This is a genomic window from Burkholderia sp. PU8-34 (genome assembly GCF_053427725.1).
On the sequence record NZ_JBSAXC010000001.1, the window covers coordinates 784,721 to 810,819 of the forward strand.

Genomic DNA, 26,099 nt, shown 5'->3' on the forward strand with positions numbered 1-26,099 from the left:
AGCGCACCGCGCGAGTCGTCACGCGACGAACCAGGGATCGCCGACGCGATTGCGGATCGTCACGGATTTCAGATGCGAATACAGGTTGAGCGTTTCATGACAATGCTCGACGCCGATGCCGCTCTCCTTGATGCCGCCGAACGGCACACCGCTCGCGAGATTGAAATACTGGTTGATCCAGACCGAACCCGCTTCGAGCGCATCGGCCGTTCGCATCGCGTTGTCCAGATTCGACGTGTAGATTCCCGCGGCAAGCCCGTACGGAACGTCGTTCGCTTCCTTCAGCATCCGATCGACGTCGCTCCAGCGAATGATGCTCAGCACCGGCCCGAAGATCTCTTCCTGCGCGACACGCATGCTGTTGCGCGCCTCCAGCAGGGTGGGCGGGATGAAGTAGCCGGCGTCGCAGCCGGGCACCTTCACGCGCTCGCCGCCGAACAGCACCGTCGCGCCCTCGGCCTTGCCGATGCGGATGTAGTCGAGCACACGCTCGCCCTGCTTCGCGGACACGAGACAGCTCAGGTGCACCGTCTCGTCGAGCGGATCGCCGACCTTCATTCTTGCGGCTGCCGACGTCAGCTTGTCGACGAACGGCGCATAAATGTCGTCGTGCACGAAAAGACGCGTGCCGGCGAGACACGACTGCCCATTGCAGTACATCGCCGCGAACAGCGCGTTATCGACGACCGCATCGATGTTCTCCACGTCCGGAAACACGATGTTGGGGCTCTTGCCGCCGAGTTCGAGCGATACCGGCACCAGCCGGTCCGCGCCCGCGCGGCCGATGATGCGGCCGACCTCCGGGCTGCCCGTGAACGCAAGCTTCGCCACGCCCGGATGCGACGTCAGCGCGGCGCCGACCTCGTCACCGAACCCCGGCACCACGTTGATGACGCCCGGCGGGAAAATGCCGCCGGCGATTTCCGCGAACGCGAGCGTCGACAGCGACGCGTTCTCGTCCGGCTTGAGCACGACCGTGTTGCCGGCCGCCACGGCCGGCGCAACCTTCAGCGCGACCATCAGCGCCGGCACGTTCCACGGAATGATCTGGCCGACGACGCCGACCGGTTCGCGCTTCACGACGAGATAACCGTCGGGGATCGGCCTTCCGTAACCTTCATGCGTCAGGATCGCACCCGCGAAATAGCGGTACTGAGCAATGGCCTTCTCGTGGTCGATGCGGGTCTCGGTAATGCGCCGGCCGATATCCATTGCGTCGATCGTCGAGAGCCGAGGCAGCGCGCTTTCCAGTGCATCGGCGAGCCGGTTCAGCAGCGCGGCCCGCGTCTCGCAGCTCGTCGCCTTCCACGCGGGCAGCGCCCGTTGCGCGGCCTCGACAGCCGCTGCGACGTCAACCGCGCCGCATCGTGCGATGTCCGCGAGATGCTCGCCGGTCGCAGGGTTGACCGCGGCGAAGGTCGCGCCGCCCGGCCGCGCGAACCCGCCGTTGATGTACGCCGTATAATTTCCGCTTGCTGAATGCTTCATGGCTGTGCACGCTCCGTTCACCGTTGAACACGCAACCATGATTGCCGGAGCGCGTGCGAGCGACTATCGATTCCGCGCCATCAGCATCTGAAACGCGCCATTCTTTGACGCTGCGGCCCCGTGCCGTTTCCACAAGGAGGGACGAACTTGAACCCGCTGCTCTCCCGATCCGGCATGCCGCCGCTGTCCTTCCCGCCGCTGCTGTCCGGTCACGACCTCCCCCGCACCGCGATGCTGTTCGAGTCCGACGATCTGGAACATGCGTGCCGGGAAATCGGCAGGATCTACCGTCCGTATCGGTTCAGCGCGGCGCGCCGCCGCACGATGCCGGCGACCATGTTCAACCTCGACGGCGACAGCGTCGCGCTCTCGTGGTTCGCATACGGAACGGAGATCTCCATCAGGCCCGAGGTCTTCGGCAATTTCGTGCTCGTGCTCACCACGCTGGCCGGGCATTCGGACGCCCGCAGCGGCAGGCTCGCGCACGCGGGCGGGCCCGGTTCGACGGTGGTCATCGCATCGGACGAGTCGTCGAGATTCCGCTACAGCGAGGACAACGTACAGATGGGTGTGCGCATCGACGCGCAGCGTATTGCAGAAGTCTGGCGCCGCATGTCCGGGCGCGAGCCGCCGTCCGCGCTGCCATCGTGCGCGCTGATCGAAGCACGGCGCCGCGACCTCTGGCTCGCGTCGGTGCAGACGCTCCGGCAGCTGCTGCATCCCGACACGCCGCCCGCCTTGAAAGCGATGCAGTTGCCGCTGGCAGAAGAAATGCTGATCGTCAGTCTCATCGGCGAACAACTGGCCGACACGACGCCCGCCGTCGGTAGCATCGCGCCGGCCTGCGTGAGGCGCGCGATCGAATTCATCGACGAACATGCAGATCGGCCGCTGACGCTGTCCGACATTGCGGCTGCCGCGCATTGCAGCGTGCGCACGCTGCAGCGCACGTTTCAACAGTGGCGCGACATCGGCACGATGCGCTATCTGAAGGAGGTCCGCCTGCAACGCGTGAGAGCGGCGCTGCTGGAGTCGGACAACACCGCCTCGATCACGGAGATCGCGACGCGCTGGGGCTTCGGCCATCTCGGGCAGTTCGCCGCGGACTATCGGAACGCATTCGGCGAGCGGCCGTCCGACACGCGCACGCGACGCTGAGCACGCGGCGCGCCCCACAAAAAAAAAGCGCGAACCGGAGTTCGCGCCCAAGAGAGACCTCGCTGAAGACTGAGTACCGCGTCGTTCTGCTCGCTCAGAACGAATGCCGCATCCCGATCCGCACGTCGGCCTGGGTTTGCGTCGTCGACGGCGTGAAGCTGTAGCCGATCACCGCATCGACACCTTGCGACGCGCGCAGGTAATCGCCCGAGATGTACACGTCGGTGCGCTTCGACAGCAGGTAATGCAGCCCCGCCGTGCCCTGGTTCCAGTGATGGCCTTCGAAGCGCGTGTGCTGGTAGCCCGCGATCAGGCTCAACGCCGGCGTGAACTGGTACGAGCCGCCGCCTTCGTACACCTGCATGTGCGACGACTGGCCAAAGCCCTTGATTGTCGTGTACGAGTAGTTGGCGTCCAGCGTCAGGTTGCCGATCGCATAGCTCGCACCGACGCCGAACGTGCCCTGGCTGTCGACGTCCATCGGCGTGTTCGCGAACAGGTCGGTGCGCGCGCCGGTCGCCGGATCGACGGTGACCGTCTGCTGGCCAAGGAACGTGTGCGTGCCGATCATCGCGTACGGATCGAACGCGTAGATGCCGTTCGGGTTGTTCAAGCGCGTGTACGCGGCGCCGATCGAGAAGTCGCCCTTCGTGAAGCTCGCGCCCGCGCTCCACGCGCTGTTGCGGTGGAAGTTGCCGGCGACGTTGCCGAACGAATACATCGCGCCGACCTTGAAGCCGTTGTAGTCGTTCGACATGAACTTCACCGAGTTCGGCAGGCGGTCGCCGTTGAAGCGGTCGAAGTCGCCCTGGTGGATCGCGTAGCCGCTACCCCACGCCGAGATGTTGTAGATCGACACGAGTTCGTTGGTGATGTCGAGCTGGTTGCCGAACGACAGCGTACCCCAGTCGTTCTGCAGACCGACATATGCCTGCCGCCCGAATTCGGCGCCGTTGAAGCCGAGCTGGCCGTTGCCGAGGTGGAAGCCGCTCTCAAGCACGAACACCGCCTTCAGGCCGCCACCCAGATCCTCGGTGCCTTTGAGCCCGAAGCGGTTGCCGTAGGAGACGCCATCGTCGAACTTGACCACGTGCGAGCCGCCCGTGTTGTTCACATACGTGATGCCCGCATCGAGGATCCCGTACAGCGTCACGCTGCTCTGCGCATGGCTGACCGCGGGAATACACGCCGCGCATGCAAGCGCGGCTGCCACGGCAACATTCGATTTCTTCATTGTCGACCACCCTCCCTGACCATTCGATGGAAAGAACCCCAGACCTCATTCACGACGCCGCGCGTCGCTTGATTCGAATTCAGTACGTCTGACGGCTTCGCCATTTCGTCTTTCGCAATAGCGGAGCCATTGGCGAAAAATACAAACCCATATTTCGAGTCACCCGTCTGAAGGCGACATCAAATGGTCTGGTTACGACTGGTCGGGAAAACACGGATGACCGGCGACCCCGCTGCGCGGGCCTTCAGCGGCCGTCAACGGCTGTCCAGCGCCGCGCGCACGGCCGGCAGCCCGGGCGCGCCGGCGGCCGTCGTCACGCCGTCCAGCCAGCCCGCGACGAGCGACGGGGCGGCCTTCAGCGCCTGCTGCGCGGCGAGCGGGGCCGGCGTCTTGTCATGGCCGAACGCCGTTCACCCCGGCCTCCCCCCATCGGCGCACTGACGCGCCGATACCAGCCACATGGCGGGCCGGTTCTATCCGCTCCGAATCTGGACTGATTTACTTGAGCATCGCGCGTTGCGGCGTGCGGCGAGCCATCGTGCCCCCTGCCCGCAAGATGCCGCACCGCGCTTACCGAGACCAGAGGAGCCCCATGAGCGACGTTCAACGCCCCGATCAATTCGTCCTGACGCTGTCGTGCCCGAGCGCGGCCGGCCAGGTCGCCGCCGTCGTCGGCTTTCTCGACCGGCACCGCTGCTACGTCGATGCGCTGAACGTATTCGACGACGATCTCAGCGCCCGCTTCTTCGTGCGCTGCGTGTTCCATCCGACCGACGAGACGCTGCACATCGATGCGCTGCGCCATGAATTCGCGCCGATTGCGGCCGGCTTCGACATGCAGTGGGCGATCCACGACGTCAACGCGCGGCCGAAGGTGCTGATCATGGTGTCGAAGCTCGAGCACTGCCTCGCGGACCTGCTGTTCCGCTGGCGGATGGGCGAGCTGAAGATGGACATCGTCGGCATCGTGTCGAACCATCCCGATTTCGAACCGCTCGCCGCGCAGCACGGGCTGCCGTTCCGCCATTTCCCGATCACCGCGGAAACCAAGACGCAGCAGGAAGCGCAATGGCTCGACGTGTTCGAGACAAGCGGCGCGGAACTCGTGATCCTTGCGCGTTACATGCAGGTGCTGTCGCAGCAAACGAGCGCGAAACTCGCGAACCGCGCGATCAACATCCACCACTCGTTCCTGCCCGGCTTCAAGGGCGCGAAGCCGTATCACCAGGCGCACACGCGCGGCGTGAAGCTGATCGGCGCAACCGCGCACTTCGTCACCGACGATCTCGACGAAGGCCCGATCATCGAGCAGGTCGTCGAGCGCGTCGATCATGCGCTGCGTCCCGAGCAACTGCTCGCGGTGGGCCGCGACGTCGAGTGCATCACGCTCGCGCGTGCGGTGAAGGCGTTCATCGAGCGGCGGGTGTTTCTGAACGGGGATCGGACGGTGGTGTTTCCGTAAGCGCGGGCACGCGTAACAACGACAAAGGCCCGACCGGCGCAAGCCGGTCGGGCCTTCATTCTGTGGCCTGTTGTCGCAAGAAGCGATGTGTGCGCCGGGCCCGTGTGCGGTATGCGAGCCCGGCACGTGAATCGCTGCGCGCGCTATGCGCTTACTTTACCCACGCAAAGTAATACGACAGCCAGATCGTCAGCGCAGCGCCGATCAACGCCGCGTACGGCGCCAGATTGAGCCACGTGCTGCGCGTGGGCACCTCGAGCTCCATGTCGCGCTGCATCTGCGCGGGGAAGCGGCCGCGGTCCTGCCAGTAGTGCCGATACAGGAACACCGGCACGATCAGCAGCATCGCGATCAGCCCGTTGCGCAGCGTGCCCTCGCCCTGCAGGTTCGCGCCCGCGCCGACATACACGAGGTTCGCATAGCCGCACAGCGAGCCCGCGACGAGCAGCCACGTCGGGCAGCGGAACGGGCGATCCCAGTTGCCGCGGTCCATCCGGTGGATCCAGCCCGACTGCAAATTCAGGAACACGAACAACATGTAGCAGACGTTCGAGATCGACAGCACCGTCATGTAATCCGACATCATCAGCAACACGAGGTTGAAGCCGAGATCGGTCCACATCGCGCGCGTCGGCGAACCGTGCTCGTTCACGTGCGACAGGTATTTCGGCAGCCAGCCGTCGACCGACGCCTGGTACAGCGTGCGCGACGAGCCCATCATCGACGTCATCACGATCAGCAGGATCGACAGCATCAGCATCACGACAACCGCATTCGCGACCCACGCGCCGCCGCCGACGATCTTCGCCATCGCAGCCGCCACGCCAGTGCCGTCGCCGATCGCCGGATCGAGCATCGCCTGCGTGCCGAGCGCGCCCTGGAACGCCATCGGCACGAGGGTCATCACGACGAGACACAGCGCGCCCGACCAGAAGATCGCCTTTGCGGTGTCGCGGCGCGGATCGCGGAATTCGCGCGTATAGCAGACGGCCGTCTCGAAGCCGTATGAAGCCCAGCCCGCCATGAACATCGCGCCGAGCGCCATCACGACGCCCTGGCCGTTCCACGAGCCGAACGTCGCGGCCGTCAGGTTGCCTTGCGCGTCATGGCCGAGCGGCAGCAACGGCAGCAGGTTCGACATCGGCACGTCGCCGGTCACGAACGGCACGATGCCGACGATCAACAGCGGCGTGAGCGACGCGATGCCGAGAATCCGCTGCGTGCGCGCGGCCTTCGATGCGCCACTGTGCTGCAGCTTGAACGTGATGAGGAGCAGGATCGTCGCGATGATGAACGTCGCGTTGATCCGCAGGGAAAGACCCGGCTTGATGAAGCCGAGATCCGCGATCTTGAGCTGCCAGTGCAGCACCGCCGCATCGGCGGGAAAGAGGCTCGTGAGCGCATAGCTCGCCGCGAGGCCGCAGCCGAGCGCGAGCATCGGCGACCACGCGAGCCAGTTGCACCACACGGATACCGGGGCTATCAGCTTGCTGTAACGCACCCAGCCAATCGCGCCGTACACCGACGCGCCGCCCGATTTATGGGGAAATAGCCCCGAGATTTCCGCATAAGTCGCGCTTTGAATCAGCCCCATCGTGATCGCGGCGATCCAGATCGCCCACGCGGGCTGGCCGATCGTCGCGCATACGCCGCCGATCGTGAACAGCACGCCTGCCGGCACGCCGCTCGTTACCCAGAATGCGTCTTTCCAAGTCAGGCCACGATGCAGCGTGTGGCCCGTCGAATCATGTGAGATGGTTGCCTCAACACCACTGGTGCCATTCGCACGCAGTCCTGCCTGATTCATCCAAATCCTCCTGTGATGACTCCGCACAAGAGACGCAGTGTAACAACTTTTGCGCTTTCTTGCACAATCATCAAAAAAATTCCGGGATATGGCGGCATCGTTTCCTATTTCATTCGGAATCCTGCCGACCATTCCCGGACTGCTTGTTTTAGGGATTATTGCGACGAGTTACTGCGCGCCTTCCGTCCACGAATTTACGCGGTCAGCGTGGGCTGCAATCCATGCGTCGGCGGCGGCTTCCGGCTTCGAGCCGTTCTGGATCGCCAGCATCACGCTGTCGATTTCACCCGGCTTCCACTGGAATTTCTTCAGGAATGCGGCCACCGGTTTCGCCTTCGTTTCGAGGGCCGGATTCGCGACGCTGTCGACGTGCTCCGCCCCGCCGAAGACCTTCTTCGGATCCTCGAGGAAGCGCAGCTTCCACTTCGCGAACATCCAGTGCGGCGCCCAGCCCGTCACGATCACCGGTTTGTTCGCATTGACCGAGCGAGCGAGTTCGGCCGTCATCGCGCTGCCCGAACTCGGCATCAGCGAATAGCTGAGGCCGTAGTTCTTGATCGCCTCGTCGGTCTTGCGCATCACGCCGGCGCCCGCATCGATACCGACGATGCGTCCGCCGAAGTCGGCCTTCTCGGCGTTCAGGTCGTCGATGCTCTTCGCCTTCACGTACGCGGGCACGATCAGTCCGATCTTCGCGTCGTTGAAGTTCGCACCGAGATCGACCACCTTGGTCTTGTACTGGTCCCAGTACGAACCGTGCGTGACCGGCAGCCATGCGGACAGCGTCGCGTCGAGGTCGCCGCGCGCGACGCCCTGCCACATCACGCCGGCCGCGACCGGCACGAGCTGCACCTGGTAGCCGAGCTTCTTCTCGATGATGCGTGCGGCGACGTTCGTCGTTGCGACGCTGTCGTCCCAGCCCTCCACGTAGCCGATTTTCAACGTGGGTTTCGTGTCGGCAAGCGCCGATGCGCTCAACGCCACCATCGCCGACAGTGCGCCGGTCCACAACAGTTTTCCGAACAACTTCATGGTCGATCTCCTTTGAATCGGGCGCGAATGCCCCTATGCCTCTCTAGGTTCTTCAACCACAATTCCACGGTATCGTTGTTTTCCGACGCGTGTTTGTACTTCCACGACGCCGGCAGCTACTTGTCGATCACGAGATCCGTCAGCGGCTTGCTGCAGCAGAGCAGCACCATCCCCTGGTCGATCTCGCGCTGGCGGATTCCGCCGTTGTGCTTCATTTCGACCTGACCCGAAACGAGCTTCACCTTGCAGGTGCCGCACATGCCCTGCGTGCACGACGCCGGCAGCCGCACGCCCGACTGGCGCGCCGCATCGAGCACGTGCTGCGCCGATCCGCAGACGATCTCGCGGTTGCTCTTCGCGAAGCTGACCGTGAACTGGGCCGCCGCGTCACCGTCCACGCCGTCCGCAGCGGGCTCGAGGTCGGCGAGCAGTTCGTCGCTCGCGGTCTGCGCGAGCGTCTCGAACGAGAAGCTTTCCTCGTGATACTGCTTGCGGTCGAAACCGGCTTCGTCGAGCAGGTCGCGCACGGCCTTCATGTACGGCGCCGGGCCGCACGTGAAGATCTCGCGCTCCATGAAGTCCGGCGCGATCAGCTTCAGCAGCGACAGCGACAGGAAGCCCGTCACCCCCGGCCAGTTGGTGCGCGCGCCGACCCGCTCGACGACGAACGACGTGCGGAAGTTCGTGTGGTTCGACGCGATAAGGTCGAGCTCGCGCGCGAAGATGATGTCGTCCGGCGTGCGCGCGCTGTGCACGAACACGATGTCGCGATCCTCCGCGAGATCGTGGTGCGCGCGGCTCATCGACATCAGCGGCGTGATGCCGGAGCCGGCGGACAGGAACAGGTACTTGCGCGCAGGGTGCCGTGCGCAGGTGAACTCGCCCGCCGGGCCGAGCACGCGGATCGACGCGCCCGGCTGCAGGTTGTCGTGCAGCCAGTTCGACACCTTGCCGCCCGGCACGCGCTTGACCGTGATCGAGATCGTGTGCGGACGCGCGGGCGACGACGAGATCGTGTAGCACCGGTTGATCGTCTCGCCGTCGATGTCGAGCTCGAGCGTGATGAACTGCCCCGGCTCGAACGAGAACGCACGGCCCTGCGGCGAACGGAAGAAGAAGCTCTTCACGTCGTGCGTTTCCTGCCGCACCTGGCAGCACACCAGCGTTTCCTCGACGTCGCTCGTCCAGCGCTCGGGAAGCGCGTTCCAGAACGCCGGGCGCGTCACCCGGCTGTCGGCCGGCTCGAAATTCGCCGCATCTCGCATCATGTTTTGCTCCGCTTCTATGCTTCTGTGCTTTTCGCTATTCGCCGATCTTCTCGGCGAGCCGGCCGATGTACCAGGCCGAGAACTTTTCGACGAGACCTTCGGTGTACGGCGAGTACGGGCCCGGCTCGTACGCGCTGCTGGTCGCGCCGCGCTGCGAGTATTCGACGAGCGCGCGATCCTGGTCGTTGGTCGCGTTCCACACGGCCGTGAGGTTCTTCACGTCGTAGTCGATGCCTTCCTTCGCATCCTTGTGCACGAGCCACTTGGTGCGCACGAGCGTCTTGCCGGCCGACAGCGGGATCACCGAGAACGTGACGATGTGGTCGCTCATGAAGTGGTGCCACGAGTTCGGCTGCGTCCAGAACGACAGCCCGCCGAGATCGGCCTGACGGAATTCGCCGAGCAGCTTCTTCGACGCGACCTTCGCATCGAGCGTCTGCGATTCGCCGCTGCGGTCGAGCGGCAGGCGCTGCGTGCGGAAGCCCGTTACGTCGAGCAGCTTCTCGATCTCGACCGACGGCAGCCCCATCTCGGCCCATTCCTTCCCTCGCCTGACGCACGTCTCCGCAAACGCGTCCATGCCCTCGGCATTGACATCGGAGCGCTGATAGCCGAAGCCGTATTCGTACAGCGAGATCGTCAGCTCCGGATGGTTCGCGACGCAGTGATAGCACTCGCGATTGTTCTCCATCGTCAGCTTCCAGTTGCCTTCCTCGATGATGTCGATCTGCGCGGCGATCTTCGTGTTCGGCAGATCGTGCGGCAGCATGTACGGCTCCATCGCTGCGCGCAGGTTGGCAAAGTCGACGGGCGGCTTTTCCGCGAGGCAGACGAAGATCAGGCCCGCGAGATTCTCGACGTGCACCGATTTCAGGCTGTGCTTGCAGCGGTCGAATTGCTCGCCCATGTGCTCGGCGAACATCAGCTCGCCGGTCAGGTTGTAGGTCCAGCTGTGGTACGGGCACACGATGTTGCCCACCGTACCCTTGTCCTCGTTGCACAGCCGCGCGCCGCGGTGGCGGCACACGTTGTGGAACGCACGAACCTGCATGTCGTCGTCGCGCACGATCAGGATCGAGTCGTTCCCCAGTTCCACCGTCACGTAGTCGCCCGGTTCGGGCACGTCGGGTTCGACGGCCACCTGGATCCAGTGCTGGCGGAAAATTGCCTCCATATCGAGCGCGAAGATTTCGTCGCTCGTATAGAACGGGGCTTCCAGGCTGTAACCTTCCTTGCGCCGCTCGATCAATGCACGAATGTCTGCCGATACTTTCATCTTTCGCTCCGGATTCCTTGCATCCCTGGGTTCTTGCCGACAGGCATCAAAATCAGTAGTCGATGAGCTGATGCTCGCGCAAATACGCGAGGATCACTTGTGCTTTTTCGACCGAACTCCCTTCATTTACGACGTTGCCGCCGCGGCTTTCGGTGGTCGTCGCCGACAGCATCCGGGCATGCCCGGAGCGCTTCTCGGCGGCGGCCAGCTTGACCGGCTTGCGCTCGATCCCACCGACCGTCCACGCGAGCGCGTCGGCATCCCGGCCGGGCGATACGCGCACCGGCCGGACCGTGCCGGCCTTCAGCCGCGCATACGCGTAGCGTGGCTGCGCGTTCGCGAGCGGATGCACGGCGACGACAGCCGGCAACGCCGCATCGACGCGCCTGCGCAAGCCTTTCGGCAAGAATTGCCGGACCGCCGCGCGGCCCGCGTCGATCGTCACGTCGACGGCCGAGCCGACGAGCGGATAGCCGAGTGCTGCGGCGACCTGGTACGGCAGCATCCCGGTGTCGTACGCGCCCTCGGCGCGCGTGCCGGTCAGCACGAGGTCGTACCCTTCGACGCGCGCGGCGAGTGCGCGTGCGGCATCGTCGCCGTCGCGGCAGGTCAGCACCTCGACCTCGCGCGCGCCGAGCGCCAGGTATTCGGCAAGCGCCGGCGTGATCGGGTCGCCCGCGTGGATCACGTCGAGCTGCGAGTGATGGCGTTCGGCCAGCGTGCGGCCGAGCTCGAGCGCGGCCGCGTCGTTGCGGCTGTAGCGTGCTGCACCGCTGACCGGGTGCCGGCCGACGGAGACCAGCACCGCGATGCGTTTCAACAGTCGGGGGGCGTTCATGCCGCGACTCCTTCCGGTTCACGTTTGCCGACCGCAGCCGGCGACGCGCCGCGCGCAGCACGCGCGGCCTGCACCTGTTCGATCAGCGCGGCGATCGTGCCTTGCGCGTCGCCGACCACCGTCAGGTTCGCGCGCTTCGCGATCGGCGCACTGCCGTCGAGATTCACCGCGATCACGTGGCGGCAGTCCTTGATGCCCTGCAGGTGTTGTACTGCGCCCGAAATCCCGAACGCGATGTAGATGCTCGCCTCGACCGTCTTGCCGGTCGCGCCCACCTGCTTGTCGCGCGTGAAGTGGCCGTTGTCGACCGCGACGCGGCTCGCGCCGATCGCCGCGCCGAACGCGCCGGCCAGCCGCTCGAACGCGCCGATGTCGGTCACGCCGTTGCCGGCCGACACGATGAAATCGGCTTCCTCGAGCGCGACCTGCGCGGCGTCGAGCTCCTCGAGGCCGAGATCGCGATACGGCGCTCCGGCGTCGCCGGCCGGGCGAATGAACTCGCCGGCCAGGCGCTCGCCCGCGCCGATGAACGGCAGCTTTGCCTCGACCGCATTCGGTGCGAGCAGGATCACGTCCGGCAGCGCGCGCGTGGCGAACGCGCGTTTTGCGTGCGCATACGTGCCGACGTGCCGCGCATCGAGCTCGACCACGTGGGTCGCGACGCTCGCGCCGGCCGCCGCCGCATAGCGCCGGCCGAGATCGCCGTCGCCGGTCGCGTTGTCGGCCACGAACACATGCTTCGGCGCGAGCGCCGCCACGCATGCCTGCAATGCCTGCAATTCGCTTTCCGGCGCGAACGTGCGGCGGTCGAAGCCGGTCAGCTCGACCAGCTTGTCGACGCCGAGCTCGGCCGCGTCGTCCTTCAGTTCGCCGAACACCAGCAGCGCGACTTCGGTCTGCGCATCGGCGAGCAACGCGGCGGCGGCAATCGCCTGCCGCGCATGGTCGTCGAGCGCGCCGCGTTCGCTGTGCGCGGCGACCAGCAGCACGTGCTTCGGGTCCTGCACCGCGCGGCGCGGCTTGGCGGCCGCAGCGCCATGTGCGTGCGCGGCCCATTGCGCAGCGCTGGCATCCGCGCTGCCGGTCTCGCCAAGCGTGATGCGTTTCAGGCCTGCCGCCGTGATGACGAACGGCCGGCGCGGATCGATTCGTTTGATCGTATTCATCGATTCACTCCAGCGACGCAGCAACGAGTTCGGCCACGTCGAGCACGTCGGGGCGCGGGCCCACGACGCCTTCGAGCATCGCCGTGCAGTTCGGGCAGGCCACCGCGACCACGTCCGCGCCGATCGTGCGCGCGTCGGCGATGCGGATGTCCGGGATGCGCTGCTTGCCGGGGATGTCGGTCAGCGGCGCGCCGCCGCCACCGCCGCAGCAGCGGCCACGCATGCCGTTGCGCTCCATCTCGACGACCTGGATGCCGATCGTCTTCAGCAGCTTGCGCGGCGATTCCGTCTCGCCGTTGTAGCGGCCGAGGTAGCACGGATCGTGATACGTGGTGCGCTTCTCCTGCAGCGCTTCGACGGCCTTCGGCGCGATCTTGCCGCTGTCGGCGAGTTCGGCCAGATACGTCGTGTGGTGCTTGACCGTCACGCGCAGGCCGAGCGCGCGGTATTCGTTGCGCAGGCTGTGCATCACGTGCGGATCGGCGGTGACGATCTGCTTGTACGACAGCGTCGACAGCGTGCCGATCAGGCGCTTCGCGAGCTGCTGGAACGTCGCCTCGTCGCCGAGACGGCGCGCGACGTCGCCGGTATCCGTTTCGCCGCCGCCGAGCACTGCGTAGTCGACGCCCGCCTTGTTCAACACCTTGACGAGCGCGCGCAGCGTGCGCTGGTAGCGCATGTCGAACGCGCCCTCGCCCGCGACGAACAGCACGTCGACCGGCCGGCCCGGCTGCGCGACCGGTGCGTTCAGATCGACCGACCAGTCGTAGCGCGCGGACGTGTCGTAGCCGCCCATCGTGCCCGTCTCGCGCAGGTTCGCGAGCACTTCCGCGCCCTTGCCGGGCACCGTGCCGTGCACGAGCGTCCGGTTGCGGCGCATGTCGACGATCGCATCGACGTGCTCGATCAGCATCGGGCATTCCTGCACGCAGGCACGGCAGGTCGTGCACGACCACAGCGTCTGCTCCTCGATCAGCCCCGACACGATCGGGCCGTTCGGCTCGCCGCGATGCTGGCCGACCGCGATGCCCGGCGTCGGGCTGCCCGCGTACGCGGCGTCGCTGCCGCCCGCCATCCCGACGACGAGATCCTGGATCAGCTTCTTCGGGTTCAGCGGCTGGCCCGACGCGAACGCGGGGCACGCGGCTTCGCACTTGCCGCACTGCACGCACGCATCGAAGCTCAGCAGCTGGTTCCAGCGGAACTCGACCGGCTTCGCGACGCCGTATTCCTGCTGCTCGATGTCGGGCAGCTTCAGCGCGGTCGGAGGCGTGGCCGTGCCGTTGCCGGTGAACGATTCACGCGTCGCCGCGAAACGCTCCTGGCGCGGGTGGAACGCGAGATGCAGCAGGCCCGCGATCGCATGCTTCATCGGGCCGCCCTTCGCGGCGCCGAACGTCATCGCGAACGCGCCGATGCCGATCAGCACTGCGCAGAGCACCGCGAACGCGCCCGACATCGCGCCGGCCGGCACGAGCATGTACAGCGTCAGGCCGAGTGCGAACGAGCCGAGCAGCCAGGGCAGCGTATTCCACGGACCTTTGGACAGTCGCGCCGGCACATTCTTCGCGTGACGGCGGCGCCACACGAACACCGCGCCGACCAGCATCGCTAGTGCCGCGAGGAAGATCAGCTTGTCGAGCCACGGCGAGTAGATCGCGAGGCCGTAGTTGACGAACACCAGCGCCAGCGCGGCAATTGCGCCACCCGCGGTCGCGACGTGCGTCTTCGCGATGTACGGGTCACGCGCGACCACGTGGTGCAGGTCGACGAAGTAGCGCTTCGGAATCGCGAACAGGTTCGCGACGCCGAACGCGCCGGGCGCGGTGGCTCGACCGAGACGCCAGTAGGACGAGCGCTTCGCGACCGCGAACGCGAGTCCGGCCACCGACAGCCACAGCAGTGCGGTAATGAGGAAGGACGGATTCATGGCGTCAGAAATCCTTCACGAGACGCAGCGAGTCGTAGATTGCGCCGTGGACGTTGTGCATCGAGATGCAGTCGCCGACACGGAACAGCAGGAAACGGCCGTTGCCGAGCTCTTCCGACAGGCACGGCTGCGGCTCGGCCGCGAACAGCGTGTGCGGATCGATCTGGCCGCGGTTCAGCGATTCCGGCTTGAGTTTCCAGTACAGCTCGTCGTTCGGCGACGAACCGTTCTCGATCACCACCTGGTCGACGGCGCGCTCTTCCAGTTCCTCCGTGTACTCATTGCGCAGCACGGCGATCTTCTTGCCGTCTTCCTCATACACGCGGTCGAGCATGTAGTTCGGCGTCGGGATCACGCCAAGCGCGTACAGGCGACGATAGAAGATCGGGAACGTCGTGCCGCCGCAATCGTCGGCCACCTTCACGTCAGGCGTGACGACCTCGACCTTCGAGCCGCGGCTCGCCATGAAATCGGCCACGCCCGCGCCCGCATGGGTGCTCACGCCGTCGAACAGCAGCACGTTCTGCTTCGGCTCGACCTTGCCGGTCAGGATGTCCCACGAGCTGACGGCCATGCCCTCGGCCACGCCCCAGCCCGGCACCTGCCACGTGAAGCTCGAGCCGCCCGTCGCGAGCACGACGATGTCCGGCTTCTCGGCCATGATCATCTTCTCGTCGGCGGCCACGCCGAGGCGGCGGTCGACGCCCAGGCGCTTGGTTTCCATGTCGAACCAGCGGATGATCCCCGACATCTGTTCGCGTTGCGGCGCCTTCGCCGCGATCATCACCTGCCCGCCCACTTCCGTGTTCTTCTCGAACAGCACGACGTCGTGGCCGCGCAGCTTCGCGACGCGTGCCGCCTCGAGGCCCGCCGGGCCGGCGCCCACCACCACCACCTTGCGCTTCGGGCCGCGCGACTTCTCGATGATGTGCGGCATCGTCGATTCGCGCGAAGTTGCCGCGTTTTGAATGCACAGCACGTCGAGGCCGTTGTACTGGCGGTCGATGCAGTAGTTCGCGCCGACGCACTGCTTGATCTCGTCTTCGCGGCCGTCGCGGATCTTGATCACCATGTGCGGATCGGCAATCTGCGCACGCGTCATGCCGACCAGGTCGATCATGCCGTTGGCGAGCAGGCGCTCGGCCTGGCCCGCATCGCGGATGCTCTGCGCGTGCATCACGGGAATCTTCACCACCGACTTGATGCCGGCCGCGAGGTGCACGAACGGCTCCGGCGGCAGCGCCATCGGCGGCATGCAGTTCGCGATCGTGTTGTGCGTATCCCCGCCCGAACCGACCACGCTCAGGTAGTCGATCAGGCCCGTCTCCGACATCGCCTGCGCGATTTCCTTCAGCGCTTCGTGATCGAGGCCGTCCTCGTGGAATTCGTCGCCGCACATGCGCAGGCCGACGCAGAAATCCTTGCCGACCGCCTCGCGCACCGCCGTCAGCACTTCGATACCGAAGCGCAGGCGGTTCTCGAGGCTGCCGCCCCATTCGTCGGTGCGATGGTTCGAGCGCTTGCTCCAGAACTGGTCGATCAGGTGCTGGTGGGCAGCCGAGATTTCGATGCCGTCCATGCCGGCGGCCTTCACGCGCTTCGCGGCCGCCGCGAAATCGCCGATGATGCGGCGGATTTCCTCGATCTCGATGATCTTCGCGTTGCCGCGGTGCACCGGTTCGCGCACGCCCGACGGCGACATCAGGTGCGGCCAGTGTTCGCCATGGAACGACGAGCGGCGGCCCATGTGCGTCGCCTGGATCATGATCTTCGCGCCGTGCTTGTGCATCGTGTCGGCCAGGCGCGTGAGCGGATCGATGATCTTGTCATTCGACAGGTTCACCGATTTCCACCAGCCCTGCGGGCTGTCGATCGACACGGGGCTCGACCCGCCGCAAATCGCGAGGCCGACGCCGCCCTTCGCCTTTTCCTCGTAATAACGGATGTAGCGGTCGCCCGGCAGGCCGCCCGGCTCCGCATACACCTCCGCATGCGCGGTGCTGACGATCCGGTTGCGCAGCGTCAGCTGGTTCAGCTGCATGGGTTTGAACAGGTGGGGATAACGCATCGCAGGCGACCTCTGGCGTTCGTGTGTCTCGTGTTGCGGGTGTTGTTCTGTGTCTGCTGTGTCAGTGAGCGATCGGCGACACTTCGAAGAGGCAGTGCTCGTGGCCCTCGGCCGCGCACTGCACTTCCTTCGATTGCGAGCGCGGCGCGCCCTTGCCTTCCGGCGTCGTGTCGTTCACCCAGTCCATCGCGCCGGCGAACCAGCCGGCGAACATGTAGCAGAGCTTGCCTTCCTTGCCGGGCTGCTGGAGCACGAACGACGAATGGCGCAGCTCGATCTTCGCGCGCGCCGTCGCCGGGTCGGCCTCGACGATCGAGAACAGGCCCCAGCCGCGCTGCGACAGGCGCTTCAGGTAGTGCTCGAACACCGCCATGCCGGTCAGGCCGTGCTGCTTCGCTTCCTTGTCGCACCAGTGGTACGCGGACTTGTAGCCGGCCTTGTAGAGGATCTCGGCATACGCTTCGACGCCGAGCGCTTCCTCGACGGCGACGTGGTTGTTCGTGAAGAAGTGGCGCGGCACGTACAGCATCGGCAGCGCGTCGGTAGTCCAGACGCCGGTATCGGGATCGACGTTGATCGGCAGTTGCGGTTGCATCGTGGTGACTCCGTGAGGAAAATTCGCCGCGCGCCGCCCGCCGTTTCCAAGGTCTGGCAGGCGCGGCATCGTCCGCGTGCCGGCGCAGCTTGCGCGGGCACGTCCCGATTTTTATTGGTGTTGGATCGCTGGCGGTTCGGCCGCTGCGACGCTTACGCGCCCCAGACGTCCTTGAACACGCGCACCCAGTTCTCGCCCATGATCTTGCGGATGCGCGACTCCTTCCAGCCGGCGCGTTCCATCGCCGCGGTCAGGTTCGGGAATTCGCCGATCGTGCGGATGCCGTCCGGGTTGATCACCTTGCCGAAGTTGGTCAGCTGGCGATAGCGGCCCTTGTCGTGCGTCAGCATGTCGAAGAATTCCTTCGCGTAATCCTGCGTGAAGTCCGTGCCTATGCCGACCGCGTCCTCGCCGATCAGGTTCACGACGTAATCGATTGCCTCGATGTAGTCGTCGATCGTCGCTTCGATCCCGCGCTTCAGGAACGGTGCGAACATCGTCACGCCGACGAAGCCGCCCGCATCGGCGATTTCCTTCAGCTGCTCGTCGCTCTTGTTGCGCGGATGCTCCTTCAGGCCCGACGGCAGGCAGTGCGAGTAGCACACCGGCTTCTTCGAGAACGCGATCGCTTCCGACGACGTGTTGCCGCCTACATGCGACAGGTCGACCATGATGCCGACGCGGTTCATCTCGGTGATCACTTCGCGGCCGAAGTCCGACAGCCCGCCGTCGCGCTCGTAGCAACCGGTGCCGACCAGGTTCTGCGTGTTGTAGCAAAGCTGCACGACGCGCACGCCCATGTCGGCGAACGCTTCGATGTAACCGATGTTGTCCTCGAACGCATGCGCGTTCTGGAAGCCGAGGATCACGCCGGTCTTGTCTTCCTTCTTCGCGCGGAAGATGTCTTCCGTCGTGCGCACCAGCGTCAGCAGCTCGCTGTTGTCGCGGATCTTCTTCTTCATCACGCCGATGTTGTCGACGGTCTTCGTGAAGTTCTCCCACACCGACACCGTGCAGTTTGCGGCGGTGATGCCGCCCTTGCGCATGTCTTCGAACACCGGCTTCTCGAACTTCGAGATGTTCAGCCCGTCGATGATGATGCTGTCCTGATGCAACGTGCTCATATCTGCCTCTCGTTCCAGTCTTGTCGGTGTCGATCAGTAAATCGGGAAGCGCTCGCAAAGCGCGAAGATCTCGCGGCGCACGCGCTGTTCGGTCGCGTGGTCGCCTTCCGGGTTCGCGCGCAGCGCGTCGAACACCTCGAGGATCAGGCGGCCGATCTCGCGGAATTCCGCAACGCCGAAGCCGCGCGTCGTGCCGGCCGGCGTGCCGAGGCGGATGCCCGACGTGACGGTCGGCTTCTCGGTGTCGAACGGGATGCCGTTCTTGTTGCAGGTGATGCCCGCGCGTTCGAGCGCCTGTTCGACCGGCGCACCCTTCAGGCCCTTCGGCCGCAGATCGACGAGCAGCAGGTGGTTGTCGGTGCCGCCGGTGACGAGATCGACGCCGCCCGCCTTCAGCACTTCCCCGAGCGCCTGCGCGTTCGCGAGCACGTTGTCGATGTAGGTCTTGAAGTCCGCGTGCAGCACTTCGCCGAACGCGACGGCCTTGCCGGCGATCACGTGCATCAGCGGGCCGCCCTGCAGGCCGGGGAACACGGCCGAGTTGATCTTCTTCGCGATCTCCTCGTCGTTGGTCAGCACGAAGCCGCCGCGCGGGCCGCGCAGCGTCTTGTGCGTGGTCGACGTGACGACGTGCGCGTGCTCGACCGGGTTCGCATGGCGGCCCGCGGCGATTACGCCCGCGATGTGCGCCATGTCGACCATCAGCTTCGCGCCGACGCTGTCGGCGATCGCGCGGAAGCGCGCGAAGTCGAGCGCGCGCGGGTACGCCGAGAAGCCGGCGATGATCAGGTTCGGCTTGTGCTCCTGTGCGAGTGCCTCGACCTGGTCGTAGTCGATCAGCATCGTGTCGCGGTTCACGCCGTACTGCACCGCGTTGAACCACTTGCCCGACAGCGCCGGCTTCGCGCCGTGCGTCAGGTGGCCGCCCGCGTCGAGCGACATGCCGAGCACCGTGTCGCCCGGCTTCGCGAGCGCGAGCATCACCGAGCCGTTCGCCTGCGCACCCGAGTGCGGCTGAACGTTCGCGTAGCCGGCGTTGAAGATCTGCTTCACGCGGTCGATCGCCAGCGCCTCGACTTCATCCGCGAATTCGCAGCCGCCGTAATAGCGCTTGCCCGGATACCCTTCCGCGTACTTGTTGGTCAGCACCGAGCCCTGCGCTTCGAGCACCGCGCGCGACACGATGTTTTCCGACGCAATCAGCTCGACCTGCGACTGTTGTCGCTCGAGTTCCTTCAGGATGGCGCTGCGGACCGGCGCGTCGCGCTCGGCTAGGGGCTGCGAGAAGAAAGGCTGGGTGTTCGACATAGAGCATCCGTGACGAAGAATTAGGGGCGGCAATCAACGCTTGAGGCCCGCCACGCCTGGGTTTCCGGCATGTCCAGCACATGGCTGCCGACGGCTCTATTCTTGTCGTTCGGATTTTCGGTCGATTGATGAATTTAGACGCGTTCTTTGCCTTTTCCGCCATACGCGTCCGTTTTACACAAGTGACCGATCGTGCTTTTTCGGATGACCAAGGAAATGCGCAATGCGCGTTCACCTATGAACAGGCACTCCGACGGTGCCGCCGCCGCCCGGCGGGGGTGCAACCCGTCACGGTTACGGTGCAGCGCAGCATCGCTTTTGAGCCTGATCAACGAATGTATCTAGGGTTTAGCCGTATGGCACGCTTGTTGCGCTCGCTCACACAATACCGCAGCCCGATCCGTGCCTCGGGCCTATAGCTATTAGTAGAGATTCAAGGAACGCTCCCCATGTCGCCCGACCGCACAGCGTCGCTGTCCCACTTCGCGTTCATGCCGTTGCCCAACTTCACGATGATCGCGTTCACGAATGCGATCGAGGTGCTTCGGATGGCGAACTACCTGAGCGGCCAGCCGCTCTACCGCTGGTCGGTGATCAGCCCGGACGGCGGCCCGGTCACGGCGAGCAACGGTCTGACGGTCGACACGGGCCCCGCCGAATGCGCGGGGCAGCCGGACATCGTGTTCGTGTGCGGCGGCGTCGACGTGCAGCGCGCGACGACGGCCGAACACCTGTCGACGCTGCGCCGCTTCGCGCGCGCGGGCATCCCGCTCGGCAGCCTGTGCACGGGCACCTATGCGCTCGCGAAATCGGGCCTGCTCGCAGGCTATGCATGCGCGATCCACTGGGAGAACATGTCCGCGCTGAAGGAAGAGTTTCCCGACACGCGCTTCCTGAAGGAACTGTTCGTGATCGATCGCGACCGCATCACGTGCACGGGCGGCGTCGCGCCGCTCGACATGATGCTGAACCTGATCGCTGCGCGCGTGGGCACCGCGCGCGTCACGCAGATCGCCGAGCAGTTCATCGTCGAACACGTGCGCGACACCAGCGCGCAACAACGGATGCCGCTCGTCGCACGGCTCGGTTCCGCGAACAAGTCGCTGTTCGAAGTGATCTCGCTGATGGAGAACAACATCGAGGAGCCGCTGTCGCGCGAGGAGCTTGCGCGGCTTGCGAACATGTCGCAGCGGCAGCTGCAGCGGCTGTTCCGCGAGCATCTCGGGATGACGCCGACGCATTACTACCTGACGCTTCGGCTGCGCCGCGCGCGCGAGCTGCTGCTGCAGACCGACATGTCGATCATGCACATCACGATGGCGTGCGGGTTCCAGTCCGCGTGCCACTTCAGCAAGAGCTACCGCGATGCGTTCGGTGTCGCGCCGACACGCGAGCGCCGCAAGCAGGTTGCGCCGCTGGCGCAGGGGCCGGGCGGCGGGGCGTTCCCGACGCATGCGATGATGCATGCGTGACGCCTGCATCGCCTGATGTGCAAAGCGGCCTTTCCGGCCGCGTTTTTGCTTGTACTCCGTCGAATCACGTTGACATGCGTGCTTGGACCTGACTGGGTCCACAACCGACCGAGCGATTGGCACGAATCCTCGGCGAAAAATGCAGTAGAGCGTTGTTGTCTACCTGAGGCTTGCGAGTCGATCGCATCGGAGATCAGAGAGATTCGCGCAATGGGGTCAACCCGGACCGATCCGGCCGCCCTCTATCACGAAATGCGCTGCATCAGCGCCTGGCGCAAAGAACCGCCAGTCCTCTTCGTCCTCCTCTCTATTCGGCGTGACGACAATACGCACGCCGGCGGACATTGCAATCCATAACCCGCCCGAATCGCTGCCCAGTACGCCCTCGACGGTCGTCGGACCGTGCTTTACCAACAATTCGTCGAGCCGCTCCGCAGCGCTGCGCGCCTTGTCGTCCGGCCCTGAAAGATCGTCGCGTGTCCCAACGGTCTCACCTGCCCGCTCGATCCGCCAGTTGCATTGAACGTGAAGCGCCCACGCTCCAACCTGCTTTACCGTGCCTCTTCGTGTCGTGATCTGCCTCAGTGGGCCGAACTGCATCGTCAGCATGTCGGCGGCGTGATTGATGCCACTCACATCCAGCCCAACAAGAACGGCAAGACGCCGTGTGATCAGTTCCTTAACGTCCACCATCGCTTCCCCCAAACATATCTCGCGCGCGCTCCAGAATTTCATGATAACCAAGGCCTTCGCCGCTTATTTCCTCGTGAAGCAGGCGCGCTTGATGCTGACTTAGCCCCATTATCCTGACGACGGCTTCGAATTGTCTGTTTTGCGCTTGATTGTTGCCAGGAGTTCCTGTGCTGCCGGCCAATTGAAACCCGTCACCGACAGCCGACAATTCGGGCCGATACTCAAGCGGTTGCGCACTTCCGAGTGCGCCTGGCGATCGTGCCGTCAGGCAGTACGTCCCCGGGATTCGCAAACCATATCGCAATTCCATCTTGGGCCCGGAGCCTTTTCCACCCGCTGCTCGGCAATTGCCGACCCACCACTGGGTTGGCCACCGCACGCCTGAACACCTGAGACGGTGTGAACGTGATCGATCGCGAACGCGGTTGCTCATCGGCTATTCGACTGGGCACCACGGATGAACGTAACGGCTCGACGACCGCAACGACGTCGCCCCCGCTTACGGCACGCTGCACTGCGTGCAACAGTTGCAGCGGCTCCGTGCTCTGACCGTAGTGCCCGACGCGGCAATCTCGAAGAAAATCGCAGAGGCGCGCCCGTTGCGCGGTATCGCGCGCCAGATCTCCCGCGACAGCCGATCCGATGAGCGTCTTTCCCGCGCTTTCCCCCGGCGCGCCGACAGGAAAGCGCGAACGATATTCACTGCGCGAGTACAGCGTGCAACGCTGACCGACGCCCACTGCAAGATCAAAGGACATGTGGCCTCCAGTCGCAGAACGGCCGGCGACATTTGAGGCTCCAGGCCACGCCTTACCGTTGCTCCGTCGAAGGACGCATCTTAGACACAGACATCCATGACATCGATGATCACCAACCTGCGAGCCTCGCCCGGATCACCGACAGGATGCGGGAAACAGAAGCGCGGCGGAGAACAGGGAACGTTCGCGAATTCGCGTTGACTCGGGAACACTGTTAGCAATTGTCATGGCCACATTGCGCGATCAAAACGCGGGCGGTATTCATCGCTCAAGTCAGCGGATCATATTGGGAGATCCGATGAGTCATCTCCACACCTATGCAGCACATCGAATCTCTGACTTCGCCGGGATGCAGTCGACCATCGATCCGCCCCGGTCGCCCAGCGCTGGCGCCTCTCTACCTCTTTATCCAATTCGCCACGGCAAACAAAAACGGGCGGCCCGTCGCCGGACCGCCCGCCTGCTTACCTCACCTCACCCGCGCATCACGCCGCCAGCATGCCGTGCGGATCGATGACGAATTTGCGCGGCGCGCCGCCGTCGAACTTCTTGTAGCCTTCCGGCGCCTGATCGAGCGAGATCACCGTCACATTGACGATATCCGCGATCGGCATGCGACCGTGCAGGATCGCCTGCATCAGGTTGCGGTTGTACTTCAGCACCGGCGTCTGGCCCGTGAAGAACGAATGTGACTTCGCCCAGCCGAGGCCGAAGCGGATGCTCAGGCTGCCGTGCTGCGCAGCCTTGTCCTTCGCGCCCGGATCGTCGGTCACGTACAGGCCCGGAATGCCGATCGCACCCGCCGGCCGCGTGATTTCCATCAGCGAGTTCAGCACCGTCGCGGGCGCCTCTTCCGAGTGGCCCGACGAACCGTGGCCGTGCGCCTCGAAGCCGACGCAGTCGACCGCACAGTCGATTTCCGGCGTGCCGAGGATCGCGGCGATCTGCTCGCCGAGCGTCGCGTCCTTCGACAGGTCGACCGTCTCGAAGCCCATCGCCTTCGCGTGCGCGAGACGCTCCGCATTCATGTCGCCGACGATCGTGACCGCCGCGCCGAGCAGGCGCGCGGATGCGGCCGCCGCCATCCCGACCGGGCCCGCGCCGGCGATGTAGACGGTCGAGCCGGGTTTCACGCCCGCGCTGACCGCGCCGTGGTAACCCGTCGGCAGGATGTCGGACAAGCACGTCAGATCGCGGATCTTCGCGAGCGCCTGGTCACGGTCGGGGAACTTCAGCAGGTTGAAATCCGCGTACGGCACCAGCACGTACTCGGCCTGCCCGCCGATCCAGCCGCCCATGTCGACATAGCCGTACGCGCCGCCTGCACGCGACGGGTTCACGTTCAGGCACACGCCCGTCTGCTGCTCCTTGCACATCGGGCAGCGGCCGCACGCGACGTTGAACGGCACCGACACGACATCGCCGATCTTCAGCGTCTCGACATCGCGGCCGACCTCGATCACCTCGCCGGTGATCTCGTGACCGAGCACGAGACCGACGGGCGCCGTCGTTCGGCCGCGCACCATGTGCTGGTCGGAGCCGCAGATGTTCGTGCTGACGACCTTCAGGATCACGCCGTGGCCGATTGCGCGGCCGCTCGGATCGACCATCTTCGGATAATCGATCTTCTGTACTTCGACCTGGCCCGGCCCAAGATATACGACACCTCGATTGCTGCTCATCGTATTGTCTCCATGTCTCGTTGGATGGCGCTGCCGCGCTCGGCAACGTGCTGTTCGAGAGTAGACCGGGACATGGGGGCGCAGATGTCTCAAACGCGACATAGGTTTGATCCGTGCCGACATGGCGGACGCCGGGCGCGCTATGCGCTCGTGCTCGTCATTTCCGGCCGAGCCACGCCAGATACACGGTCTGTCACGTGAACTCGAGCGGTCCGCGCAGTAGGCTCCGCCAGCGGAAGATCTTCGCAGTGCGGCTATAAAGCTAAAGCGCGTGGCAGGCTTCGAGCGCGGCTTCGGGGCAGGTCGTCCGGCAGGCAGCCGAGGTCGTCGCACCGGTTTTCGCCCCGATGATCACCATTCCTGCCTCACCATTAGCCGCATCGGACAACGCGAGCCATCGCTCGCGATACTGCCTTGCGCGCGCGGCTCTCCGTTGGCGTCGGTGGCTCGCTGTCGGTCGCGTGCTCCGTACGATCGTGCCTGTCGACCGCCACCCGCCTCGACTGCCCGACGCGAATCAGACACGCAGTTAGATTTCCTGCATCGAATCGGACTGCAAACAAAATTGAGATAGCCTCGAGCATCGTGAAGCTAGGATTATGGCTTTCCGAGGGAGACTCAAAGCATGATGCGACGAATCGCAGTAGTAGGCGTGACACGCTGTCGAGTGGCGGTCAGATAAGCACATATAGCGGGCCGGCTTTCAAGATGGGCAGCCATCAAGTGGCCCTGATCGGCGGCCAGGCGTTCTGTACCGCATGCAAGCGTCCCGAAGTGAAGGCAACCGAACATCAGGTGAAAGGCTTGCCCTACTACATCAAAACGGCAGACAGTCGCGTGCATTCCGTCCGTCTTGGTGCGGATGGAGTCTTACGCGCCCGGCGCCTTTGCAACGTATGGCCGCGTGTTTGGCCTGCGAGCGCTTTTGCCCGGTACGTCAATCGGATGGTCTGACCTTCGGCATTCGAAGCAAATTCTCTTTTGGGGAATCAAATAATGCGCCGCTTCTTTGGAACCGCAGGTTCCGCGCTTGCCGGGCTAGCGAGTGTAGTCATGTGGACGTTGCTTGACAGTCATCTGTGTTCCGCCTTGTCTCAACTCTGCACCCCGCGCGCCGGTGAATGCGGCGGCGGCGTGGATGCCTGCGCTGTGACTGCGCAGAGCACAATCGAACTGTTCGCATACATCTTCGCCCCGCCGATTCTGTTTGCGGCGCTAGGCTTCTACCTAATTTCACGACGCCGCCCGCCGCTCGTCATCGCCGGATTTCTTGTTAGTGCCGTCGCTGCGCATTGGCTTTTGGCGTTCCTGAGTGTCCGGGTTCTACATATCGTGAACTGAGCGATGCCACGCACGTTCGCACACGTGCGATTTCCCGTAATAAGTCAAGTGAAACGACCCGTGATATCGCTATGCGGATTGCTGTTCGGGTTGCTCGTCACATGGGCATCGCTCTATACGTTCGGCCGCATCAATTGGCCTGTAACGCCATCGCACGCGACCGACTTTAACGACATGGAGCATTGCGCATCGCATGCTGTTGTCGTATCCGGCATGCTCGCTACGGCCTTATTGCCGTCGATCGTTTTCGCCATACTCAATGCCATCGCATATCGGCGATGGTCTGCACGCAAGCGGGGAATCGTGTTCGGCGGCACTACCTTGTTCGTCGTGATGTTTCATCGCGCAACGTATGCAATACCTGCGTTAGGGATTGTCGGCTGACACTTTGTCCAATTG

20 protein-coding genes and 1 pseudogene are annotated in these 26,099 nt (G+C 64.7%); 5 read left to right on the plus strand and 16 right to left on the minus strand.

Features of this window, described 5'->3' with window-relative positions; translation table 11 throughout:
* Positions 1-18 precede the first annotated feature (18 nt).
* The gene (locus tag ACV22Z_RS03625; RefSeq protein WP_448074930.1) at positions 19-1,488 is read right to left on the minus strand and encodes an aldehyde dehydrogenase family protein; all 1,470 of its coding nucleotides are present in this window, start codon (positions 1,486-1,488) and stop codon (positions 19-21) included.
* A 147-nt stretch (positions 1,489-1,635) separates the two neighbouring features.
* Between ACV22Z_RS03625 and ACV22Z_RS03630 the strand changes: the two genes are divergently transcribed.
* The gene (locus ACV22Z_RS03630; RefSeq protein ID WP_448074931.1) at positions 1,636-2,646 is read left to right on the plus strand and encodes an AraC family transcriptional regulator; all 1,011 of its coding nucleotides are present in this window, start codon (positions 1,636-1,638) and stop codon (positions 2,644-2,646) included.
* A 94-nt stretch (positions 2,647-2,740) separates the two neighbouring features.
* On the opposite strand, the gene ACV22Z_RS03635 is transcribed toward ACV22Z_RS03630, so the two are convergent.
* Positions 2,741-3,880: a porin gene (locus ACV22Z_RS03635; protein WP_448074932.1), complete on the minus strand. Its 1,140-nt coding sequence runs from the start codon at positions 3,878-3,880 to the stop codon at positions 2,741-2,743.
* 254 nt (positions 3,881-4,134) lie between these two features.
* Positions 4,135-4,272, minus strand: a pseudogene (locus ACV22Z_RS03640) (glycine/betaine ABC transporter substrate-binding protein); the annotation flags it as partial.
* A 200-nt stretch (positions 4,273-4,472) separates the two neighbouring features.
* On the opposite strand from ACV22Z_RS03640, the gene purU reads away from it, so the two are divergent.
* On the plus strand, positions 4,473-5,342 hold the full coding sequence (gene purU, locus ACV22Z_RS03645; protein WP_448074933.1) for a formyltetrahydrofolate deformylase: 870 nt from the start codon (positions 4,473-4,475) through the stop codon (positions 5,340-5,342).
* A 151-nt stretch (positions 5,343-5,493) separates the two neighbouring features.
* Here purU and ACV22Z_RS03650 read toward each other — a convergent pair whose 3' ends face one another.
* The 11 genes from ACV22Z_RS03650 to ACV22Z_RS03700 all read right to left on the minus strand — a co-directional run bounded on the left by ACV22Z_RS03650 (position 5,494) and on the right by ACV22Z_RS03700 (position 19,754).
* On the minus strand, positions 5,494-7,149 hold the full coding sequence (locus tag ACV22Z_RS03650) for an APC family permease (RefSeq protein WP_448074934.1): 1,656 nt from the start codon (positions 7,147-7,149) through the stop codon (positions 5,494-5,496).
* Between the two features lie 168 nt (positions 7,150-7,317).
* Complete coding sequence (locus tag ACV22Z_RS03655; RefSeq protein WP_448074935.1) at positions 7,318-8,181, minus strand: glycine betaine ABC transporter substrate-binding protein; 864 nt, start codon at positions 8,179-8,181, stop codon at positions 7,318-7,320.
* A 116-nt stretch (positions 8,182-8,297) separates the two neighbouring features.
* Entirely contained in the window at positions 8,298-9,449 is a 1,152-nt protein-coding gene (locus ACV22Z_RS03660) for an FAD-binding oxidoreductase (RefSeq protein ID WP_448074936.1), read from the minus strand.
* Between the two features lie 34 nt (positions 9,450-9,483).
* The gene (locus ACV22Z_RS03665; protein WP_448074937.1) at positions 9,484-10,725 is read right to left on the minus strand and encodes an aromatic ring-hydroxylating oxygenase subunit alpha; all 1,242 of its coding nucleotides are present in this window, start codon (positions 10,723-10,725) and stop codon (positions 9,484-9,486) included.
* A gap of 52 nt (positions 10,726-10,777) precedes the next feature.
* Complete coding sequence (locus ACV22Z_RS03670; RefSeq protein ID WP_448074938.1) at positions 10,778-11,563, minus strand: electron transfer flavoprotein subunit beta/FixA family protein; 786 nt, start codon at positions 11,561-11,563, stop codon at positions 10,778-10,780.
* Positions 11,560-12,729 carry an electron transfer flavoprotein subunit alpha/FixB family protein gene (locus ACV22Z_RS03675; protein WP_448074939.1) on the minus strand — a complete coding sequence of 390 codons (1,170 nt, stop codon included), beginning with the start codon at positions 12,727-12,729 and terminating at the stop codon, positions 11,560-11,562. The genes ACV22Z_RS03670 and ACV22Z_RS03675 overlap by 4 nt, the downstream gene beginning before the upstream one ends.
* A gap of 4 nt (positions 12,730-12,733) precedes the next feature.
* Positions 12,734-14,659, minus strand: a complete 1,926-nt coding sequence (locus ACV22Z_RS03680; RefSeq protein WP_448074940.1) for a (Fe-S)-binding protein — start codon at positions 14,657-14,659, stop codon at positions 12,734-12,736.
* 4 nt (positions 14,660-14,663) lie between these two features.
* Positions 14,664-16,727 (minus strand): oxidoreductase, encoded by a 2,064-nt coding sequence (locus ACV22Z_RS03685; protein ID WP_448074941.1) that lies wholly within the window; start codon positions 16,725-16,727, stop codon positions 14,664-14,666.
* Positions 16,728-16,788: 61 nt separating this feature from the next.
* Entirely contained in the window at positions 16,789-17,322 is a 534-nt protein-coding gene (locus ACV22Z_RS03690) for a DUF5943 domain-containing protein (protein WP_448074942.1), read from the minus strand.
* A gap of 152 nt (positions 17,323-17,474) precedes the next feature.
* The gene (locus tag ACV22Z_RS03695) at positions 17,475-18,446 is read right to left on the minus strand and encodes a dipeptidase (protein ID WP_448074943.1); all 972 of its coding nucleotides are present in this window, start codon (positions 18,444-18,446) and stop codon (positions 17,475-17,477) included.
* 33 nt (positions 18,447-18,479) lie between these two features.
* Entirely contained in the window at positions 18,480-19,754 is a 1,275-nt protein-coding gene (locus tag ACV22Z_RS03700) for a serine hydroxymethyltransferase (protein ID WP_448074944.1), read from the minus strand.
* Positions 19,755-20,203: 449 nt separating this feature from the next.
* Between ACV22Z_RS03700 and ACV22Z_RS03705 the strand changes: the two genes are divergently transcribed.
* Entirely contained in the window at positions 20,204-21,226 is a 1,023-nt protein-coding gene (locus ACV22Z_RS03705; protein ID WP_448074945.1) for a GlxA family transcriptional regulator, read from the plus strand.
* Between the two features lie 216 nt (positions 21,227-21,442).
* Here ACV22Z_RS03705 and ACV22Z_RS03710 read toward each other — a convergent pair whose 3' ends face one another.
* Positions 21,443-21,961 (minus strand): hypothetical protein, encoded by a 519-nt coding sequence (locus ACV22Z_RS03710; protein ID WP_448074946.1) that lies wholly within the window; start codon positions 21,959-21,961, stop codon positions 21,443-21,445.
* Between the two features lie 1,201 nt (positions 21,962-23,162).
* Positions 23,163-24,359, minus strand: a complete 1,197-nt coding sequence (fdhA, locus tag ACV22Z_RS03715) for a formaldehyde dehydrogenase, glutathione-independent (RefSeq protein ID WP_448074947.1) — start codon at positions 24,357-24,359, stop codon at positions 23,163-23,165.
* 1,053 nt (positions 24,360-25,412) lie between these two features.
* Between fdhA and ACV22Z_RS03720 the strand changes: the two genes are divergently transcribed.
* A complete protein-coding gene (locus ACV22Z_RS03720) occupies positions 25,413-25,700 on the plus strand; it encodes a hypothetical protein (protein WP_448074948.1) in 288 nt (95 codons plus the stop codon).
* 78 nt (positions 25,701-25,778) lie between these two features.
* Positions 25,779-26,084: a hypothetical protein gene (locus ACV22Z_RS03725; RefSeq protein ID WP_448074949.1), complete on the plus strand. Its 306-nt coding sequence runs from the start codon at positions 25,779-25,781 to the stop codon at positions 26,082-26,084.
* The last annotated feature ends 15 nt before the right edge of the window (positions 26,085-26,099 follow it).

Coding starts and splice junctions, on each gene's coding strand:
- ACV22Z_RS03625 (WP_448074930.1), bottom strand. CDS start 1,488: ATGAAGCATTCAGCAAGCGGAAATTATACGGCGTACATCAACGGCGGG.
- ACV22Z_RS03635 (WP_448074932.1), bottom strand. CDS start 3,880: ATGAAGAAATCGAATGTTGCCGTGGCAGCCGCGCTTGCATGCGCGGCG.
- purU (WP_448074933.1), top strand. CDS start 4,473: ATGAGCGACGTTCAACGCCCCGATCAATTCGTCCTGACGCTGTCGTGC.
- ACV22Z_RS03650 (WP_448074934.1), bottom strand. CDS start 7,149: ATGAATCAGGCAGGACTGCGTGCGAATGGCACCAGTGGTGTTGAGGCA.
- ACV22Z_RS03655 (WP_448074935.1), bottom strand. CDS start 8,181: ATGAAGTTGTTCGGAAAACTGTTGTGGACCGGCGCACTGTCGGCGATG.
- ACV22Z_RS03660 (WP_448074936.1), bottom strand. CDS start 9,449: ATGATGCGAGATGCGGCGAATTTCGAGCCGGCCGACAGCCGGGTGACG.
- ACV22Z_RS03665 (WP_448074937.1), bottom strand. CDS start 10,725: ATGAAAGTATCGGCAGACATTCGTGCATTGATCGAGCGGCGCAAGGAA.
- ACV22Z_RS03670 (WP_448074938.1), bottom strand. CDS start 11,563: ATGAACGCCCCCCGACTGTTGAAACGCATCGCGGTGCTGGTCTCCGTC.
- ACV22Z_RS03675 (WP_448074939.1), bottom strand. CDS start 12,729: ATGAATACGATCAAACGAATCGATCCGCGCCGGCCGTTCGTCATCACG.
- ACV22Z_RS03680 (WP_448074940.1), bottom strand. CDS start 14,659: ATGAATCCGTCCTTCCTCATTACCGCACTGCTGTGGCTGTCGGTGGCC.
- ACV22Z_RS03685 (WP_448074941.1), bottom strand. CDS start 16,727: ATGCGTTATCCCCACCTGTTCAAACCCATGCAGCTGAACCAGCTGACG.
- ACV22Z_RS03690 (WP_448074942.1), bottom strand. CDS start 17,322: ATGCAACCGCAACTGCCGATCAACGTCGATCCCGATACCGGCGTCTGG.
- ACV22Z_RS03695 (WP_448074943.1), bottom strand. CDS start 18,446: ATGAGCACGTTGCATCAGGACAGCATCATCATCGACGGGCTGAACATC.
- ACV22Z_RS03700 (WP_448074944.1), bottom strand. CDS start 19,754: ATGTCGAACACCCAGCCTTTCTTCTCGCAGCCCCTAGCCGAGCGCGAC.
- ACV22Z_RS03705 (WP_448074945.1), top strand. CDS start 20,204: ATGTCGCCCGACCGCACAGCGTCGCTGTCCCACTTCGCGTTCATGCCG.
- ACV22Z_RS03710 (WP_448074946.1), bottom strand. CDS start 21,961: ATGAAATTCTGGAGCGCGCGCGAGATATGTTTGGGGGAAGCGATGGTG.
- fdhA (WP_448074947.1), bottom strand. CDS start 24,359: ATGAGCAGCAATCGAGGTGTCGTATATCTTGGGCCGGGCCAGGTCGAA.
- ACV22Z_RS03720 (WP_448074948.1), top strand. CDS start 25,413: ATGTGGACGTTGCTTGACAGTCATCTGTGTTCCGCCTTGTCTCAACTC.